This is a genomic window from Amycolatopsis japonica (assembly GCF_000732925.1).
Classification (GTDB): domain Bacteria; phylum Actinomycetota; class Actinomycetes; order Mycobacteriales; family Pseudonocardiaceae; genus Amycolatopsis; species Amycolatopsis japonica.
This window is the reverse complement of the sequence record NZ_CP008953.1, coordinates 5,724,422-5,741,013: the sequence shown is the minus strand read 5'-3', so window position 1 is coordinate 5,741,013 and position 16,592 is coordinate 5,724,422. Positions and strand designations below refer to the sequence as shown.

The 16,592-nt window shown below is 69.5% G+C and carries 17 protein-coding genes; 12 read left to right on the top strand and 5 right to left on the bottom strand.

What is annotated here, in order from left to right; all coding sequences use genetic code 11:
- The first annotated feature begins 110 nt into the window (after positions 1 to 110).
- Both AJAP_RS26450 and AJAP_RS26445 read left to right on the top strand, forming a co-directional pair.
- On the top strand, positions 111 to 1,058 hold the full coding sequence (locus AJAP_RS26450; protein ID WP_038516198.1) for a ferritin-like domain-containing protein: 948 nt from the start codon (positions 111 to 113) through the stop codon (positions 1,056 to 1,058).
- A gap of 67 nt (positions 1,059 to 1,125) precedes the next feature.
- Positions 1,126 to 2,220, top strand: a complete 1,095-nt coding sequence (locus AJAP_RS26445) for an FAD-dependent oxidoreductase (protein WP_038516195.1) — start codon at positions 1,126 to 1,128, stop codon at positions 2,218 to 2,220.
- 297 nt (positions 2,221 to 2,517) lie between these two features.
- On the opposite strand, the gene AJAP_RS26440 is transcribed toward AJAP_RS26445, so the two are convergent.
- Positions 2,518 to 4,308: an AMP-dependent synthetase/ligase gene (locus AJAP_RS26440; protein ID WP_038516192.1), complete on the bottom strand. Its 1,791-nt coding sequence runs from the start codon at positions 4,306 to 4,308 to the stop codon at positions 2,518 to 2,520.
- A gap of 125 nt (positions 4,309 to 4,433) precedes the next feature.
- Here AJAP_RS26440 and AJAP_RS26435 point away from each other — a divergent pair, with 125 nt between their 5' ends.
- The 7 genes from AJAP_RS26435 to AJAP_RS26405 are packed head-to-tail and all read left to right on the top strand — an operon-like array spanning position 4,434 to position 9,549.
- Positions 4,434 to 4,844 (top strand): hypothetical protein, encoded by a 411-nt coding sequence (locus tag AJAP_RS26435; protein WP_038516189.1) that lies wholly within the window; start codon positions 4,434 to 4,436, stop codon positions 4,842 to 4,844.
- Between the two features lie 23 nt (positions 4,845 to 4,867).
- Entirely contained in the window at positions 4,868 to 5,656 is a 789-nt protein-coding gene (locus AJAP_RS26430; protein ID WP_038516186.1) for a metallophosphoesterase family protein, read from the top strand.
- A gap of 26 nt (positions 5,657 to 5,682) precedes the next feature.
- The gene (locus tag AJAP_RS26425) at positions 5,683 to 6,123 is read left to right on the top strand and encodes an SRPBCC family protein (protein ID WP_037343373.1); all 441 of its coding nucleotides are present in this window, start codon (positions 5,683 to 5,685) and stop codon (positions 6,121 to 6,123) included.
- A gap of 14 nt (positions 6,124 to 6,137) precedes the next feature.
- Positions 6,138 to 7,280: an ArsA family ATPase gene (locus AJAP_RS26420; protein WP_038516184.1), complete on the top strand. Its 1,143-nt coding sequence runs from the start codon at positions 6,138 to 6,140 to the stop codon at positions 7,278 to 7,280.
- The gene (locus tag AJAP_RS26415; RefSeq protein WP_038516181.1) at positions 7,277 to 7,696 is read left to right on the top strand and encodes a hypothetical protein; all 420 of its coding nucleotides are present in this window, start codon (positions 7,277 to 7,279) and stop codon (positions 7,694 to 7,696) included. The genes AJAP_RS26420 and AJAP_RS26415 overlap by 4 nt, the downstream gene beginning before the upstream one ends.
- Before the next feature lie 16 nt (positions 7,697 to 7,712).
- A complete protein-coding gene (locus AJAP_RS26410) occupies positions 7,713 to 8,672 on the top strand; it encodes an ROK family protein (protein ID WP_038516178.1) in 960 nt (319 codons plus the stop codon).
- Positions 8,673 to 8,676: 4 nt separating this feature from the next.
- The gene (locus AJAP_RS26405) at positions 8,677 to 9,549 is read left to right on the top strand and encodes an NUDIX domain-containing protein (RefSeq protein ID WP_038516175.1); all 873 of its coding nucleotides are present in this window, start codon (positions 8,677 to 8,679) and stop codon (positions 9,547 to 9,549) included.
- 20 nt (positions 9,550 to 9,569) lie between these two features.
- Here AJAP_RS26405 and AJAP_RS26400 read toward each other — a convergent pair whose 3' ends face one another.
- Genes AJAP_RS26400 through AJAP_RS26390 form a run of 3 tightly spaced genes read right to left on the bottom strand, consistent with a single transcriptional unit; the run spans position 9,570 to position 12,003 of the window.
- A complete protein-coding gene (locus AJAP_RS26400; RefSeq protein ID WP_038516172.1) occupies positions 9,570 to 10,712 on the bottom strand; it encodes a glutamate--cysteine ligase in 1,143 nt (380 codons plus the stop codon).
- Between the two features lie 20 nt (positions 10,713 to 10,732).
- Complete coding sequence (locus tag AJAP_RS26395; RefSeq protein WP_038516169.1) at positions 10,733 to 11,236, bottom strand: hypothetical protein; 504 nt, start codon at positions 11,234 to 11,236, stop codon at positions 10,733 to 10,735.
- Complete coding sequence (locus tag AJAP_RS26390) at positions 11,233 to 12,003, bottom strand: alpha/beta hydrolase (RefSeq protein WP_038516166.1); 771 nt, start codon at positions 12,001 to 12,003, stop codon at positions 11,233 to 11,235. The genes AJAP_RS26395 and AJAP_RS26390 overlap by 4 nt, the downstream gene beginning before the upstream one ends.
- Positions 12,004 to 12,217: 214 nt before the next feature.
- On the opposite strand from AJAP_RS26390, the gene AJAP_RS26385 reads away from it, so the two are divergent.
- Together AJAP_RS26385 and AJAP_RS26380 are read left to right on the top strand one after the other, a co-directional pair.
- Entirely contained in the window at positions 12,218 to 12,979 is a 762-nt protein-coding gene (locus AJAP_RS26385; protein WP_016332794.1) for a lysophospholipid acyltransferase family protein, read from the top strand.
- Between the two features lie 20 nt (positions 12,980 to 12,999).
- Positions 13,000 to 13,485, top strand: a complete 486-nt coding sequence (locus AJAP_RS26380; protein ID WP_038516163.1) for a polyadenylate-specific 3'-exoribonuclease AS — start codon at positions 13,000 to 13,002, stop codon at positions 13,483 to 13,485.
- 619 nt (positions 13,486 to 14,104) lie between these two features.
- Here the strand turns inward: AJAP_RS26380 and AJAP_RS26375 are convergent.
- Positions 14,105 to 15,181 carry a 3-deoxy-7-phosphoheptulonate synthase gene (locus AJAP_RS26375; protein ID WP_038516160.1) on the bottom strand — a complete coding sequence of 359 codons (1,077 nt, stop codon included), beginning with the start codon at positions 15,179 to 15,181 and terminating at the stop codon, positions 14,105 to 14,107.
- Positions 15,182 to 15,464: 283 nt separating this feature from the next.
- Here AJAP_RS26375 and AJAP_RS26370 point away from each other — a divergent pair, with 283 nt between their 5' ends.
- Entirely contained in the window at positions 15,465 to 16,490 is a 1,026-nt protein-coding gene (locus tag AJAP_RS26370; RefSeq protein ID WP_038516157.1) for a 6-phosphofructokinase, read from the top strand.
- Positions 16,491 to 16,592: the final 102 nt, after the last annotated feature.

Here is a 16,592-nt window from a genome sequence, read left to right as displayed (position 1 = left end):
TTGCCGCGGCGACGAAGAAACAATTTCGAGATCTTCTCCAATCCGGGTCACGGGTGGTTCCGAACGTCCGAGTGGGTGGGTGTGCACCGCAAAGACGAGAGGAACCACTCGTGTTCGGAAAGCCCTTCGTTCGTACCCTGATCTCCCGCAGCGCGGAGAACCGCACGGATCGCCGCCGGTTCCTGAAGGCCGCGGGCGCGGCGGGGCTCGGTGTCGTCGGCGCGACCTACCTCGGGGTCCAGGCCACTTCGTCGGCTTCGGCCACGGGTGACGCCGCTGCCGCCGAGGGTGCTCCCAGTGACGCCGCCGTTCTCAATTTCGCGCTCAACCTGGAGTACCTCGAAGCCGAGTTCTACTCCTTCGCCGTCCACGGCCGCGGGCTGCCGGACGACCTCACCGGTGGCGTCGGCACTCAGGGCGGCGTCTCCGGTGGCAAGAAAGTGATGTTCCACGACAAGGCGCTGCACCAGTTCGCGAAGGAGATCGCGGGCGACGAGGTCGCGCACGTCAAATTCCTGCGCGGCGCGCTGGGCGAGGCCGCGGTGTCGCGGCCCGAGATCGACCTCAAGGACAGCTTCACCGCCGCGGCCAAGGCGGCCGGGCTGATCAGCGGGTACCAGCAGTTCGACCCGTTCGCCAACGAGAAGAACTTCCTGCTCGCGGCGTTCCTGTTCGAGGACGTCGGCGTGACGGCCTACAAGGGTGCCGCGCCGCTGATCACCAACAAGACGTTCCTCGACGCGGCCGCCGGCATCCTGGCCGCCGAGGCCTACCACGCCGCCACCATCCGGACCGCGCTGTTCGACCGGGAACTCGGCGACGCGGCCGCCAAGATCTCCAACGCGCGCGACGCCCTCGACGGTCCCGGCGACGACGACCAGGGTGTCCTGCTCGGCAACCAGGCCAACATCGTGCCGACCGACCACAACGGCATCTGCTTCGGCCGCGGCGCCGACCGGGTGCTGAACGTCGTCTACCTGAACCCGGGTGCGGTGAAGGAGGGCGGGTTCTTCCCCAAGGGCGTCAACGGCGACATCGTCGCCAGCGGCGGCGCGTGATCCCTCTCTGTCGTGTCGCCGTTTCCCGGTACCGTCGGGGGTCGGCGACACGAGGAGGGGGTTCGCGGTGAAAGCAGTGATCATCGGCGGCGGCGTCTCCGGCACGGTGACCGCGATGGCGTTGCGCCGGGCCGGGATCGAGGCGAGCGTCCACGAGGCGCATCCGTCCGGCGGCGAGGACGCGGGCGCGTTCCTGACGATCATGCACAACGGCATGGACGCCCTGCGCGCGATCGGCGCCGAGGCACCGGTGATCGACATTTCGTTCGGCGCGGTGGGTTTGGAACTCGTGACGCCCGACGGGCAGACCGTCGAACGACGTTCCTTCGATATCGAAGGCCTCGCCGGTCCGCGCACGATGACGCGGGCGTCGCTTTACCGTGCGCTGCAGGACGAGGCGATCTCGCGCGGGATCACCTTCGAGCGCGGGAAACGGCTGGTTTCCGCCTCGCCGGGGATCGCGCGGTTCGAGGACGGTTCCGCGGCCGAAGGCGACATCCTGATCGGCGCCGACGGCCTGCGTTCGGTCGTCCGGACGATCATCGACCCGGACTGCCCGCCGCCGCGTTCGACGGGCCTCGACGTCGTCTACGGCTACACGACCGACACGAACATCCCGCAGGCGCCTTCCCTCTATCGGATGATTCAGAGCCTGCACGCCTACTTCGGTTACACGAGCACTCCCGACGGCTCGACGTACTGGTTCGCGCGGCTTCCCACGGCCGAGGGAGTGCGCTCCGGCCTGACACCGGCCGAATGGCGCGCGGCCGCTTTCGCCGCCTTCGACGGGGAACCGTTGCCCGCCGCGGAAATCATCCGGTCGACGGGCGACGACGTGTTCGGCGGTCACTCCTACGACGTGCCGTCGACACCGGTGTGGTTCAACTCGACGATGGTGCTCGTCGGCGACGCGGCGCACGCGGCCTCGCCCGCCGCCGGGCAGGGCGCGTCGATGGCGCTGGAGGACAGTGTCGTACTGGCCCAGTGTTTGCGGGATCTTCCCGATGCGCCAACGGCTTTCGCGGCCTATGAGCGGCTGCGGCGGGCGCGGGTGGAGGAGCTGGTGGCGGGCAGCGCTGCGGTGTCCTCGGGAACGACTTCCGACCGGGACCGGAATTGGCTTTACCGGCACCACATCGACTGGGACGAGAAGATCGGCTGAAGGACGCTTTCGCCGCATGTCACGCGGTGAAAGCGTCCTTCAGCCCCTTGTCATGCCCAGGGCGGGTCCGAAGTCCGTGAAGGCCTCCTTCACTACCTTGAGGGTAGGGAAGGAGGCCTTCACGACACCCGCTGTCCAAGATGGACGCTCACCGGCCCGGCAGGGCGTTGCGAAAGCCACTTTCGCAACCTTCAACGTCGCGAAAGCCACTTTCGCAACACCCGCCCTCCTGCCAAGCGCGTGAAGGCCTCCTTCCCCCGGCTCAGCGTAGGGAAGGAGGCCTTCACGCGCGAAAGGCTACTTCTTGTACAGGGCCTCGATGTCGGTCGCGTAGTTCTTGTTCACGATGTTGCGCTTCAGCTTCAGGCTCGGCGTGATCTCCCCGCCCGCCTCGGTGAAGTCCTTCGAGAGGATCGTGAACTTCTTGATCGCCTCGGCCTGCGAAACCGCGCTGTTGGCCTGATCGACGGCCGTCTGGATCTCGGCGCGCAGTTCGGCGTCGTCGGCCAGGTCGGACACCGACGCGTCGGAAGGCTTGCCGTGCTGCGACTTCCACGACGGGAAGTACTCCTCGTCGATGGTGATCAGCGCGCCGATGAACGGCCGCTGGTCGCCGACGACCATCGCCTGGCTGACCAGCGGGCTGGCCTTGATGGTGTCCTCGAGCCCGGACGGGGCGACGTTCTTGCCGCCCGCCGTGACGATGATCTCCTTCTTGCGCCCGGTGATCTTCAGGAAGCCGTCGTTGTCCAGTTCGCCGAGGTCGCCGGTGTGGAACCAGCCGTCTTCCAGCGCTTCGGCGGTCGCCTCGGGGTTGTTGAAGTAGCCGCCGAACACGACGTCGCCCTTCAGCAGGATCTCGCCGTCGTCGGCGATCCGGACCGAGGTGCCGGCGACCGGGCGGCCCACGGTGCCGACGCGGAACCCGTCCTGCGTGCCGACGCAGGCCGCCGCGGAGGTCTCGGTCAGGCCGTAGCCCTCGAACACCGGGACGCCGATGCCGCGGAAGAAATGCGCCAGCCGCACGCCGAGCGGGGCACCGCCGGACACCGCGGCGACGCACCGGCCGCCGAGGGCCGCGCGGAGCTTGCTGAACACCAGCTTGTCGAACAGCGCGTGCTTGACCTTGAGACCCAGTCCGGCACCGCCGGTGTCCTGAGCCTGGCTGTACGCGACCGCGGTGGCTTCGGCGGCGTCGAAGATCTTGCCCTTGCCGTCGCCGTGCGCCTTCTGCTTCGCGCTGTTGTAGACCTTCTCGAACACGCGCGGCACGGCGACGACGAACGTCGGCCGGAAGGTGCCGAGGTCGGCGACGAGGTTCTTGACGTCCGAGGTGTGCCCGAGGGTCACTCGCGCGCTCAGCGCGGTCACCGCGATGGCGCGGGCGAGGACGTGCGCGAGCGGCAGGAACACCAGCAGCGAGTTGCCCTGCTCCATCAGCTGCGGGAACGCGGCGATGTCGGCGCGGATCTCGGCGAGGAGGTTCCGGTGGGTCAGCTCGACGCCCTTGGGGCGGCCGGTCGTGCCCGAGGTGTACACGATCGTGGCCAGGTCGCCGGCCTTCACCGTGCGGCGGCGCTCGTGCAGGTCGTCGTCGCTCAGCTCGGCGCCCTGCTCGGTGAGGTGGTCGACGGCGGCGGCGTCGATCTGCCAGGTGTGCTCGAGCCCGTCGAGGCGGCCCTTCACGGACTCCAGCGTCGCGAGGTGCTCGTCGGTCTCGACGAACACGCCCTTCGCGGCCGAGTCCGAGAGGATCCAGTGCACCTGCTCGGCCGACGAGGTGTCGTAGATCGGGACGGTGACCGCGCCGGCGGCCCAGATCGCGAAGTCGATCAGGGTCCATTCGTAGCGGGTCTTGGACATGAGCCCGATCCGGTCGCCCGGTGCGATGCCCGCCTGGGCCATTCCCTTGGCCACGGCCAGAACCTGGGCGGCGAAGTCTTTGGCGGTGACGTCCAACCAGGTACCGTCGACCTGGCGGCGGAAACTCACGACATCGGAGAACCGCTCCGCGTTCGCCCAGACGACGTCGGCGAGATTCTCGTCGTCTGTCACCGGATTGGCGGCGGGGGCGCTGTATTCGCGCACGAGGAACCTCCGTGTTCGCGTGCAAGTGGTGTGACCGGTGTTACCCGCCAGTCAACTTAGCGTGCCGTGCACCTTAAGACCATGCTGACGAATCGGCCATACCCAGGGCATGACATTCTGCCGCTGTGAACCAGGCGCCGCCAGCTCTCGACATCGTCGACGAGACCTTCCTCGTGGTCCCGCCCTCCACCGTGGCCGCCGCTTTCGCCGATCCGCGATCTTGGTCACGTTACTGGCCGGACCTCGTCCTGGAGGTCTACACCGACCGTGGGGACCAGGGATTGCGCTGGACCGTGCGCGGTGCCTTGATCGGTACCATGGAGGTCTGGCTCGAGCCGGTGCTCGACGGAACCTTGCTGCACTACTTCCTGCGCGCCACCCCCGCCGGTCCCGACGGGGAGCCGATCGGCCTGGCACCGCGGGAACTGCGCCGCGAGTTCGATCGCCGTGCCCGTGCCGCCAAGGCGATCGCGCTCGGGCTCAAGGAGGTCCTGGAGGACGGGCGCGAGCCCGGGGTCGGTCCCCGGGCTCAGTAGGCACGGGGAGCACAGGGGAGAGCATGCGGGTTCACGTGGTGTCGGACGTGCACGGCAACGCCGACGCGCTCAAACGCGCGGGCGACGGCGCCGACGCGCTGATCGTTCTCGGCGACCTGCTGGACTTCGTCGACTACCGCGAGCACGACAAGGGCATCATGGGCGCGCTGTTCGGCGCCGAGAAGGTCGGCGAGTTCGCGCGCCTGCGGCGCGAGGGCACTCGTGATGAGACCGTTGCCTTCTCGCGATCGTTGTGGGCCACTTTGGCCGATCCCGCGGCCGCCGTCGGCGAGGCGATCCACGACCAGTACGGCGTCCTGTTCGGCGCGCTGACCGCGCCGACGTTCGCGACCCCCGGCAACGTCGACGACCCCTCGCTGTGGCCCGAATTCGCCGGCGACGGCATCACCGTCCTCGACGGAGAGGTCGCCGAGTTCGGCGGCCTGCGCTTCGGGTTCATCGGCGGCGCGCTGCTCCCGCCGAACGTGGTCCCGCGCCGCAACGGCTTCTGGCGGCCGTACCTGCGCACCCGCGAGGAGTACGACGTCGCGGTCGCCGGGCTGGAGAACGTCGACGTCCTGTGCACCCACATTCCGCCGGCCGTCCCGGAACTGACCTACGACGTGATCGCGCGGCGGTCCGAGATCGGCTCGGCGGCGCTGGTGGACCTCATCCGCGAGCAGCGGCCGCGCTGGTCGGTCTTCGGGCACGTCCACCAGCCGCTGACCCCGCGGACGCGGCTCGGCAGGACCGAATGCCGTAACGTCGGTCACTTCAAAGAGACGGCACAGCCGTACGTGCTTCGCTGGTGACCCTGGGCTGCGGCTAGGCTGCGTTCATGGCCGAGCAGTCCACGCAATCCATCGAGGTCGACGCCGAGCCCGAGCGGGTCATGGCCGTCATCGCCGACTTTCCCGCGTACCCGGAATGGGCCAAGGCCGTCCGGGAGACCGAGGTGCTCGGCGAGGACGCCGACGGCCGCGCCAAGCAGGTGAAACTCACCCTCGACGCCGGCCCCATCAAGGACGTGTACACCCTCGAGTACGACTGGGACGCCGACGGCAACGGAGTCAGCTGGCACCTGGTCAAGGGGCAGATGCAGAAGGCCCAGAACGGCCGCTACGCCCTCGAAGCGCTGGGCGCCGGACGCACCAAGGTGACGTATACGCTGTCCGTCGAGCTGGCGCTGCCGATGATCGGGCTGCTGCGCCGCAAGGCCGAGAAGATGGTCATGGACACCGCGCTCAAGGAGCTCAAGAAGCGCGCTGAAGCATCCTGAGTCGAAGGGTAGGCATGCGGATCCTGCTGTTCACCGGCAAGGGGGGTGTCGGCAAGACCACGCTGGCCGCGGCGACGGCGGCGGCACTGGCCGGGCGGGGCAGGAAGACGCTCGTGGTCTCGACCGACCCGGCGCATTCCCTCGGTGACGCCTTCGGCCGCCCGCTCGGCGGCGAACCGTCCGAAGTGGACACGCTGCTCCACGCCGCCCAGATCGACACCCGCGGCCTCGTCGACAGCACCTGGCGCGAACTCCGGCGGGAACTGCAGACCGCGCTCGCGGGAGTGGGTCTCGACTCGCTCGACGCCGAAGAGCTCACCGTGGTGCCCGGCGTCGACGAGCTCCTCGCCCTCACCGAGGTCCAGCGCCTCGCCGAGCACGGTCCCTGGGAGACGGTCGTCGTCGACTGCGGGCCGACCGCGGAAACCCTGCGGCTGCTGGCTTTGCCCGAAGCGGTCTCCGGCTATCTGTCGCGGATGTTCAAACCGGGCGCGCGGCGCACGGCGGCCGCGGTGCGGCGGCTCGGCGCGCATCTGGAGTCGCTGCGCACGCTGCTGACCGATCCGGCCACCACCACCGTGCGGCTCGTGCTGACACCGGAGCGCGTCGTCGTCGCCGAAGCCCGCCGCACCCTCAGTTCCCTTGCCCTGCGCGGGATCCTGGTCGACGGCCTGATCGTCAACCGGCTCATGCCCGCGCCCGGGTTCTGGCGCGGCGCCGCGGCCACCTGGATGCGGACCCGCCGCACGCAGCAGAACGCCGTCCTCGCCGAACTCGCCGACGCGGGTTTCGGGCCGACGCAGGTGAAGCCCGTCGAGCATCGCGCCGTCGAGCCGGTGGGGCTCGAGGCGTTGCAGGAAATCGCGTACGAGCTCTATCAGGGGCTGGACCCCTTGGCGGGGAACGAAAAAGGTGTGACCCCGCTGCTGCAGGTGTCCGAATCGGACGACGGCTACGAGCTGCGGATCGCGGTGCCCTTGCACCTCGATTCCGAAGTGGACCTGGCCAGAGTGGACGATGATCTCGCCGTCACCGTGGACGGTTTCCGGCGGCTGATCGCGCTGCCGGAGATGTTGCGCCCGTGCCGGATCACCGGTGCGGAATCCGACGCGCACGGCCTGGTCGTGAGCCTGGCCGGGAACCGGGGACCCGGGTGAGCGAGAACAACGAGTACACCGGATCGAAGCCGCTCGAACTGGCCGAAGAGATCCGGCTCCTGGTCGAACTGGTCGTCGAGCACGCCGCGCCGTGGCTGGAGGGCCTGATCTCCGCCGGGCACGGCTGCACCGACCACGACGCCGACGGATGGTGCCCGCTCTGCGCCGTCGTCGGGGTCTTCCGAGGGGAACGGCCCGAGTTCGTGGCCCGCCTGATGGAGCAGGCCGCGCAGCTCGTCGCGTTGCTGCGGGCGGTGCTCGCCGACCGGTGGGAACCCGAGGCAGGCGTGCACATGCCGGGGTTCCAGCCTGCGCGGAAGGAGCCCGCGGCCGAAGATGTGCCGATGGGAGCTTCGCGGGTCCAGCACATCACGGTGACCAGGCGCGACGCTTGGCAGCCGGACCGGGAGAACTGAGTTGCTGACGGTAGGGGTGGACGTCGGGGGCACGAGTGTGCGCGCCGGCGTGGTGGACGAGCACGGCTCGCTGATGGACACCGCCAGGGTCGGGACGCCCAGCGGGGAGGACGCGCTCGAAGACGCCATCGCCGGCGTCGTCGAAGACCTCCGTAACCGGCACGACGTGTCCGGGGTCGGGCTCGCGGTCGCCGGGTTCGTCGCGAAGGACCGGCGCACGGTGATGTTCGCGCCGCATCTGTCCTGGCGTGCCGCGCCGGTCGCCGAGCGCATCGAGAAGCGGGTCGGCCTGCCGGTGACCCTGGAGCACGACGTGAACGCCGCCGCGGTCGGCGAATACCGCTTCGGGGCCGCCCGCGGCGCTCATGTCGCCGCGCTGATCGCCCTCGGTACCGGGATCGGCGCGGGACTGCTGCTCGACGGCAAGATCTACCGGGGCGCGTACGGCGTCGCGCCGGAACTCGGGCACCTGACCGTCGTCCCCGGCGGCAGGCCCTGCCCGTGCGGGAAATACGGCTGCTGGGAACGCTACTGCAGCGGGACGGCGCTCGCGGCGACGGCGGTGGAGCTGCTCGCGCGGCATCCCGGCCGTTCGACCGTGCTGGCGCGCGAGACCAGGGGAGACCCCGGTTCGGTCACCGGCCGCCGCGTCGCCGGGGCCGCCCGCGACGGCGACCCGATCGCCCAGCGCGCGATGACCGAGCTGGCGAAATGGCTGGCCGAGGGGCTGGCGCTGGTCGCCGACGTCTTCGATCCCGAGCTCATCGTGATCGGTGGCGGCGTGTCCGAATCGGCTCCGCTGTTCCTCGACGAGGCCCGCGAGCACTACGCGGACAAGATCACCGGCGCCGGTCACCGGCCGCTGGCGCGGATCCGGGCCGCGCACCACGGTGACGATTCGGCGATCGTCGGTGCCGCCGCACTCGCCGTCGACGCGGCGAAGGCTCCCGGCGCCGAGATCGGTGTGACACGCTGAAGCGGTGACCCGGCAGGACGGCAACGGCTTCGTGAAGTGCGACTTCGGGCATCTTCACTGGGGTTTGAACGGCGCGGCCGGGTTGCTGCTGTCCGATCCCGCGCGCGGTGTCCTGCTGCAGCGGCGGGCCTGGTGGGTCCACCATGGACGGACCTGGGCACTGCCCGGTGGCGCCGTCGAGGCGGGGGAGAGCCCGCGTGAGGCCGCCACGCGTGAGGCGCACGAGGAGGCCGACATCCCGCCCGCGCGGGTCCGTCCGCTGGCCGCGTCGCACGTCGACCACGGGAACTGGCGCTACACCACGGTCCTCGCCGCGCCGATCGGTCCGCTTTCGGCCAGGGTGAAGAGCGCGGAGAGCGCGGAACTGCGATGGGTCCACGCGGGCGAGGTCGCCGATTTCCGGCTGCATCGCGACTTCGCGGCGGCGTGGCCGGGATTGAGGGAACACTTGGATCGCGGGCTGGTACTGGTGGTCGACGGCGCGAACGTCGTCGGATCGCGGCCGGACGGCTGGTGGCGGGACCGGCGCGGCGCCGCGGAACGGTTGCGGGACAAGCTCGCGACCCTGTCCGAGACCGGGCTCACCGATGCGGCGTTGCCCGGGGGCGGCGGATGGTCGTGGTGGCCGAAGGTCGTGCTGGTCGTCGAGGGCAAGGCGCGGGGAGTCGCGACGGTGCCTGGGGTCGAGGTCGTCGAGGCCGACGGCGAAGGCGACGACACGATCGTCGCCGTCGCGCGTGAAGCCCGTGCCGCGGGCCCGGACGACCACGTCGTCGTGGTCACCGCCGACCGGGAGCTGCGTTCCCGCGTCGAGGCACTGGGCGCTTCGACCTTCGGCCCCGGCACCCTCCTGGGGCACCTCGACTCCCGCGTTTAGTCCTCTGAACGCGGTCCTGGTCAGGGGCGCGCGATCTTCCCGTCCCGCATCTCCGCGATGAGCGAAGCGACGACGGCGCGCAGGCTGCCGTTGTACTGCTTCGCGACCGCGCGCTGACGCAGGTAGCTGGGCCCGTGGGTCAGGATGGTCTCCACCGACCGGAGTTCGTCGGCGCAGTCCAGGCGCCGGGCCACCGGTTCGAGCCGGTCCAGCAGGTCGTAGGTGTCGTCGGTGACGAGCCGCTCGTTGCCCGCCGCGTCGAGGATGACGATCGCGTCGACGCCGTACCGCGCCGCGCGCCACTTGTTCTCCTGGACGTGCCACGGCGGCAGCGTCGGCAGGATCTCGCCGTCGTCGAGACGCGCGCTGAAGTCGTCGACCAGGCATTGGGTCAGCGCGGAGATCGCGCCGACCTCCTCCAGCGTCGGCAGCCCGTCGCACACCCGCATCTCGATCGTCCCGAAATGCGGGGCGGGCCGGATGTCCCAGCGGATCTCGGAGAAATGGTCGATCACGCCCGTGGTGAACATGTCGTCCACATAGCTCTCCAGCTCGGTCCACTTCCGGAACTGGAACGGCAGCCCGGCCGTCGGCAGCTGCTGGAACATCAGCGCGCGGTTCGACGCGTACCCGGTGTCCTCCGCGCCCCAGTACGGCGAAGACGCCGAAAGCGCTTGCAGATGCGGCGCGTACTTGAGCAGGGCGTCGAGGATCGGCAGGGCCTTGTCCCGGTGGTCGACACCGACGTGCACGTGGACGCCGTAGATCAGCATCTGCCGCCCCCACCACTGGGTCCGGTCGATGAGCTTGGCGTAGCGCTCCTTGTCCGTGACCTTCTGCTGGTACCAGGTCGAGAACGGATGCGACCCGGCGGAGAACAGCTCGACGCCCAGCGGGTCCAGCACCGAGTGCACGACGTCCAGTGAGTCGTTCAGATCGGCCTTGACCTCGGCGATCGTGTCGCAGATCCCGCTGATCACCTCGATGGTGTTGAGCAGCAGTTCCTGCTTGATCTTCGGATGCTCCTCCTCGCCGTCGGGCCGGACGGCGTCGAGCACCTGTTCCGCGACCGACGAGAGCTCACCGGTCCGCCGGTCGACGAGGGCGAGTTCCCATTCCGCGCCGACCGTCGACCGGCGCGAGGGAGTGAAGTCGATCTTCATCTTCCGAATTGTCCGGCAGATCAGACCTGGGCGCCGTTGTTCGGATCCGCGCCGGGCGGCGGCCCCTGACGCACCCGCAGCAGGAGCAGGGCGATCGCGGTCGCGAGGGCGAGGATCCCGAGCGGGGTGCCGAGCCGGGTGCCCATGCCGATCAGGGTGGGCGCGATCAGCAGCAGCAGGCCGAGCAGGAAGAACAGCAGGACGATGAACGCGCCCTTGCGCGGACGCGGCAGGGGAGGCGGCTCGGGCGGCACGAAGTGGCCCTCGTCGTCGCTCGACCCGGCCGGGTCATCCTCGAACAGGGTCTTGTCCCAGCTGGTGCCGCCGCCGCGCCAGCCCGGTTCGGGTTCGGCGTCCGAAGGTTCCGGCCGGGGCGTCTTCTCGGCGGGCTTCTCCGCCGTCTTCCCGGCCGGTTTCTCCAGGTCGTCTTCCGGGAAGAGGCCGACGCCCTCCGCACGGAGGTCGGCCACGATCTCGGCGAACGTCGCGTCGACGTCCTCCGGCCCGTCCTTGCCTCTGCTCATCCGGCGTCCACCTGTCCCGCCCGGCGCACGGACCGGGCGAAGTCCACCGTACGCGTGAAGATCAGGCCTGCGTCGTGGTCTTGGGTGGCGACGTGGAAGCTGTTCTCCAGCACCACCTCGGTCACGTCGTCGCTGCCGATCCCGTCGAGGATCACCCGCGAGTTGACCGGCTCGACGATGTGGTCGACGGCCGAGTGGAGCAGGAGCACCGGCTGGGTCACCTTGCCCAGATCCGCGCGGGTGAGTTTCCACAGCTTCGCCAGGCTCGCCGCGGCACGCACGGGCGTCCGCGAGTAGGCCAGCTCGGTCACGCCCGGCTTCGCGATGTCGTTGGCCACGCCCGGAACCGAGGGCAGGATCCGCGACAGGACGGGCAGCAGCTTGGCGTCCCAGCGCAGCGTCATGACCGACGGGTTCACCAGCACGATGCCGGCGATCCGGCCGCCGAACTCCTCGGCCAGCCGCAGCGTGAGCGTCCCGCCCATCGACATCCCGGCGACGAACACCGTCTCGCAGGTCGAGAAGAGCGCCAGCAGCTCCTCGCGGACCGCGCCGTACCAGTCCTCCCAGCCTGTCCGGTTCATGTCCTGCCACCGGGTCCCGTGCCCGGGGAGCAGCGGGCAGCGCACCGTGTAACCGGCCTCGGCCAGATGGTCGCCCCACGGCCGCATGCTCGCGGGAGTGCCGGTGAATCCGTGGCACAGCAGGAACCCTGCTTCGGTCGAACCGGTGTGAGCGAACGGTTCCGCGCCGGCGAGGACGGCCATGCGATCGCCTTCCGTGAGAGCTGGGTAGGTCTACCATGTTCGCACGACCGGAGCGGCTTGTGGGGCCCCGGCCACCGCCGGAATCGGGCCGGATCCGGTGTGAGATCCGTCGCTGGGTGCGGGTAACCGGGTGGACTTCGTTGTGCCGGGGGTGCGCGATTCGTAGTCTTGACCATCGGGCACAGGGGTTGAGCTGCTAGGAGGAGTTTTCGCAGTGCTGTACTGGCTCATGAAACACGTGTTTATCGGGCCACTGCTCAAGGCGCTGTGGCCCACCAAAGTCGTCGGCGCGGAGAACATCCCCGACGACGGTGGCGCGATCCTGGCGGGCAACCACCTCGCGGTGGCCGACTCCTTCTTCATGCCGCTGCGCGTCAAGCGCAAGGTGACCTTCCCGGCCAAATCGGAGTATTTCACCGAAAAGGGCTTCAAGGGTCTGCTGAAGAAGTGGTTCTTCACCGGCGTCGGCCAGTTCCCGATCGACCGCTCCGGCGGCAACGCCGCGCAGGCCGCGCTCGACACCGCGACCCGGCTGGTCCGCGAAGGACACCTCCTCGGCATCTACCCCGAAGGCACCCGTTCCCCGGACGGCCGCCTGTACAAGGGCAAGACCGGCGTCGCGCGGATCGCGCTCGAATCCGGCGGCGTCGTGGTCCCGGTCGCCATGATCGGCACCGACAAGGTCAACCCGATCGGCTCGAAGATGTGGTGGCCGCGCCGCCTCGAGATCCGCTTCGGCAAGCCGCTCGACTTCTCGCGCTACGAGGGCCTCGCCGGCGACCGGTTCATCGAGCGGTCCATCACCGACGAGATCATGTACGCGCTCATGGAGCTCTCCGGCCAGGAGTACGTGGACATCTACGCCGCCAAGGCGAAGGAACTGCTCGCCGCCGAGGAGGCGGGAGTCCGCCCCAAGGTGCCCGCGCAGCCCTCCGCCCAGGACGTCGCCCGTATCCCGGACACCAAGGTCGGCTGAGGCCCCACTAGGGTTCTCCGGTGCGCTTTTTCTACGACACCGAATTCATTGAGGACGGCGTGACCATCGATCTGGTGTCGATCGGTGTCGTGGACGAAAGAGGCCGCGAGTTCTACGCGGTCTCGACCGATTTCGACCCCGGCAAGGCCGGCCCCTGGGTCCGCGACAACGTGCTCCCGAAACTCCCGTCGCCCGCCGACCCGGCGTGGCGCAGCCGCGAGAAGATCCGGACGGATCTGCTCGAGTTCTTCGGCAAACCGCCCGGCGGGATCGAACTGTGGGCCTGGTTCGCCGCCTACGACCACGTCGCGCTGGCACAGCTGTGGGGGCCGATGCCCGCGCTGCCGCGTCAGCTGCCGCGGTTCACGCGCGACCTGCGGCAACGCTGGGAGGACGCGGGCAAGCCGAAGCTGCCGTCGGCCCCGGACGACCAGCACGACGCGCTGGCGGACGCGAGGCACAACTTCCAGCGGTGGCAGATCATCGAGTCCTACTGGCACCGGTAGGCCGTCCGGTCCGGATGTCAGGAAAGGGTCGTTCAGGACGTTTCGTGTCCTGAACGACCCTTTCATGACACTCGCGCTGTGCCGGGCCTTCAGGGAGGCGGCCGGCCCCCTGGAGCGCGTGAAGGCCTCCTTCCCTCGGCTCAGCCGAGGGAAGGAGGCCTTCACGCGCGGTCGTTGTGGCTGTTGGGACTGCTGAGGCTGGAGTTGCCGGTTCCGGACGGGTGAGGGGAACTTCGAGGGACTCTGGGTCCCTCAAGGAGTCCTTCACGGCCACCGCTTTCCTACGCTCCAGGCGCCAGCCGAGCCGGGTTCGCGCTGCTCAGAGTTCGGTGTCCCCAATGTGGCATTGGAGACACTCAGCGTCTCCAATGCCACATTGGGGACACAAGGACCGAGCCCCGTCCCCGCGCAAGGTGGGAATGAGTCCTTCGCCAGGACGTCGGCCTGACGTCCCGAGGTGAAGGGCGCCATCCCCGCGTGCCATGCGGCGAAAGCTCCCTTCGCCACACGAGACGCGAGCCGCTCCACCCCTCGCAGGCCCGAGTGCCGTGCAATGAACGGTCCTTTCCTTGCGAAATTTGCGAGGAAAGGACCGTTCCTAGCGTTCGCTAGGGGGGGCTCAACGACGTGAGTCTACGGCCTCGGCGAGGGTGTCCAGCAGCTCGGCCGTCGTCTCCCACCCGAGGCAGGCGTCCGTGATCGACTGCCCGTACGTCAGCGAAGCGGCCGACCCCAGCGTCAGGTCCTGGCGCCCCTCCACCAGGAAGCTCTCCAGCATCAGCCCCGCGATACCCCGCTCACCGGCCCCGATCCGCCCGGCGAGTTCACGGACGACCGCGGCCTGCCGCACGTGGTCCTTCGCGCTGTTGCCGTGGCTCGCGTCGATGATCACGCGTTCCGGCAGCCCCGACTTCGCCAGCCGCGCCAGCGTGTCGGCCACCGTCGCGGGGTCGTAGTTCGGACCGGCGGAGCTGCCGCGCAGGATGACGTGGCAGTCCTCGTTGCCCGCGGTGGTGATGAGCGCGGCGAGCCCGTCGGGGTTGATCCCGGCGAAGACGTGGCTCGCGCCGGCCGCGCGGGTGGCGTCGACGGCGACCTGGACGTCGCCCTCGGTCGAGTTCTTGATCCCGACCGGCATCGACAGCGCGCTGCACAGCTGCCGGTGCACCTGGCTCGCCGCGGTCCGCGCGCCGATGGAACCCCAGGTCACGGTGTCGGAGATGAACTGCGGGGTGATCGGGTCGAGGAATTCGCAGCCCACCGGCAGGCCCAGCGCGGAGATGTCGAGCAGCAGTTTGCGCGCCATCCGGAGACCGTGGTTGACCTCGTAGGTGCCGTCGAGACCGGGGTCGTTGATCAGGCCCTTCCAGCCGAGCGTGGTCCGCGGCTTCTCGAAGTAGACGCGCATGACGATGTGCAGGTCGCGGCGGTGTTCTTCGGCCTTGGCGGCGAGACGGCGGGCGTAGTCGAGCGCGGCGTCCGCGTCGTGCACCGAGCAGGGCCCGACGACGACGAGGAGCCGGTCGTCCCGGCCGTCGAGGATGTCGACGGCCGAGGCCCGCCCGGCTAGGACGGTATCGGCGATTTCCGCCGTCATCGGATGTTCGTGCCGCAGCATCGCGGGCGACAGGAGCGGGCTGACGGCCGCCGTGCGGTGCCCGTCGAGGGCGATCAGGGTGTCAGCGGAGGGAGACATCGCGGGTCTGGTTCCTTTCGAAAGGGATACCGACCCGCGGGAACTCGCCGAGCCGGTGGGAAATCCGGCTCGGGGTGGAGGTCAGCGCAGGTTCACGCCGCCGTGCCCACCCGGGGCCGGCTTCGTAAACCAGAAATAGCGCTGCACGGGGCCAAGCTAGCACATCCGCGGCGCGTACCGATTCCCGAGGTGGTCCGCCCTGCACCGATCCAGAGAACTGCCGCTACGCTGGCGTCGGGACATGTGACTGTCATCTCTACGGAACACAAGACGGAGGCTTCTGATGCGTGTCGGTGTGCTGACCGGCGGTGGGGACTGCCCGGGGCTCAACGCGGTGATCCGCGGTGTGGTGCGCAAGGGCATCGAGGTGCACGGCTGGGACATCGTCGGGTTCCGCAACGGCTGGAACGGTCCCCTCACCGGGGACAGCCGTCCGCTCGGCCTGAACGACGTCGAGGACATCCTCACCCGCGGCGGCACGATCCTGCGCTCGTCGCGCACCAACCCGTACAAGGTCGAGGGCGGGGTCGACAAGATCAAGGCCGTGCTCGCCGAGCAGCAGGTCGACGCGCTGATCGCGATCGGCGGCGAGGACACCCTCGGCGTCGCGAAGCGGCTCACGGACGACGGCGTCGGCGTCGTCGGGGTGCCCAAGACGATCGACAACGACCTCGGCGCCACCGACTACACCTTCGGCTTCGACACGGCCGTCTCGATCGCCACCGAGGCCATCGACCGGTTGCACACCACGGCCGAGTCGCACCACCGCGCGCTGGTCGTCGAGGTCATGGGGCGGCACGCGGGCTGGATCGCGCTGCACTCGGGCCTCGCCGGCGGCGCGAGCGTGATCCTGGTGCCGGAACGGCACTTCAACGTCGACCAGGTCGTCTCGTGGGTCGAGCGCCGCTTCGAGAAGGAGTTCGCGCCGATCATCGTCGTCGCCGAGGGCGCGCTGCCCGAGGGCGGCGAGGAGAAGCTGCTGACCGGGGAGAAGGACGCCTTCGGGCACGTCCGGCTCGGTGGCATCGGCACCTGGCTGGCCGACGAGATCGCCGCCCGCACCGGCAAGGAGTCCCGCGCGGTCGTGCTCGGGCACGTCCAGCGCGGCGGCACCCCGACGGCGTACGACCGCGTGCTCGCCACCCGGTTCGGTCTCAACGCCGTCGACGCCGTGGCCGACGGCGACTTCGGCGTGATGGTGGCGTTGCGCGGCACGGACATCGTCCGCGTCAAGCTCGCCGAGGCGACCGCCGAACTGAAGACCGTCCCGGTCGAACGGTACGAAGAGGCCGAGGTCTTCTTCGGCTGAGCCCTGTTTCAGGAGAAGGCCCCTTACATCGTGCTGACCTCGGGTAAGGGGCCTTCGCTTTTCTTGCGGGCCCGCCGTCGCGGCTAGTTGAATCGGCCACCT

Coding starts and splice junctions, on each gene's coding strand:
- AJAP_RS26430 (WP_038516186.1), top strand. CDS start 4,868: ATGCGGGTTCACGTGGTGTCGGACGTGCACGGCAACGCCGACGCGCTC.
- AJAP_RS26425 (WP_037343373.1), top strand. CDS start 5,683: ATGGCCGAGCAGTCCACGCAATCCATCGAGGTCGACGCCGAGCCCGAG.
- AJAP_RS26420 (WP_038516184.1), top strand. CDS start 6,138: ATGCGGATCCTGCTGTTCACCGGCAAGGGGGGTGTCGGCAAGACCACG.
- AJAP_RS26400 (WP_038516172.1), bottom strand. CDS start 10,712: ATGAAGATCGACTTCACTCCCTCGCGCCGGTCGACGGTCGGCGCGGAA.
- AJAP_RS26395 (WP_038516169.1), bottom strand. CDS start 11,236: ATGAGCAGAGGCAAGGACGGGCCGGAGGACGTCGACGCGACGTTCGCC.
- AJAP_RS26390 (WP_038516166.1), bottom strand. CDS start 12,003: ATGGCCGTCCTCGCCGGCGCGGAACCGTTCGCTCACACCGGTTCGACC.
- AJAP_RS26375 (WP_038516160.1), bottom strand. CDS start 15,181: ATGTCTCCCTCCGCTGACACCCTGATCGCCCTCGACGGGCACCGCACG.
- AJAP_RS26370 (WP_038516157.1), top strand. CDS start 15,465: ATGCGTGTCGGTGTGCTGACCGGCGGTGGGGACTGCCCGGGGCTCAAC.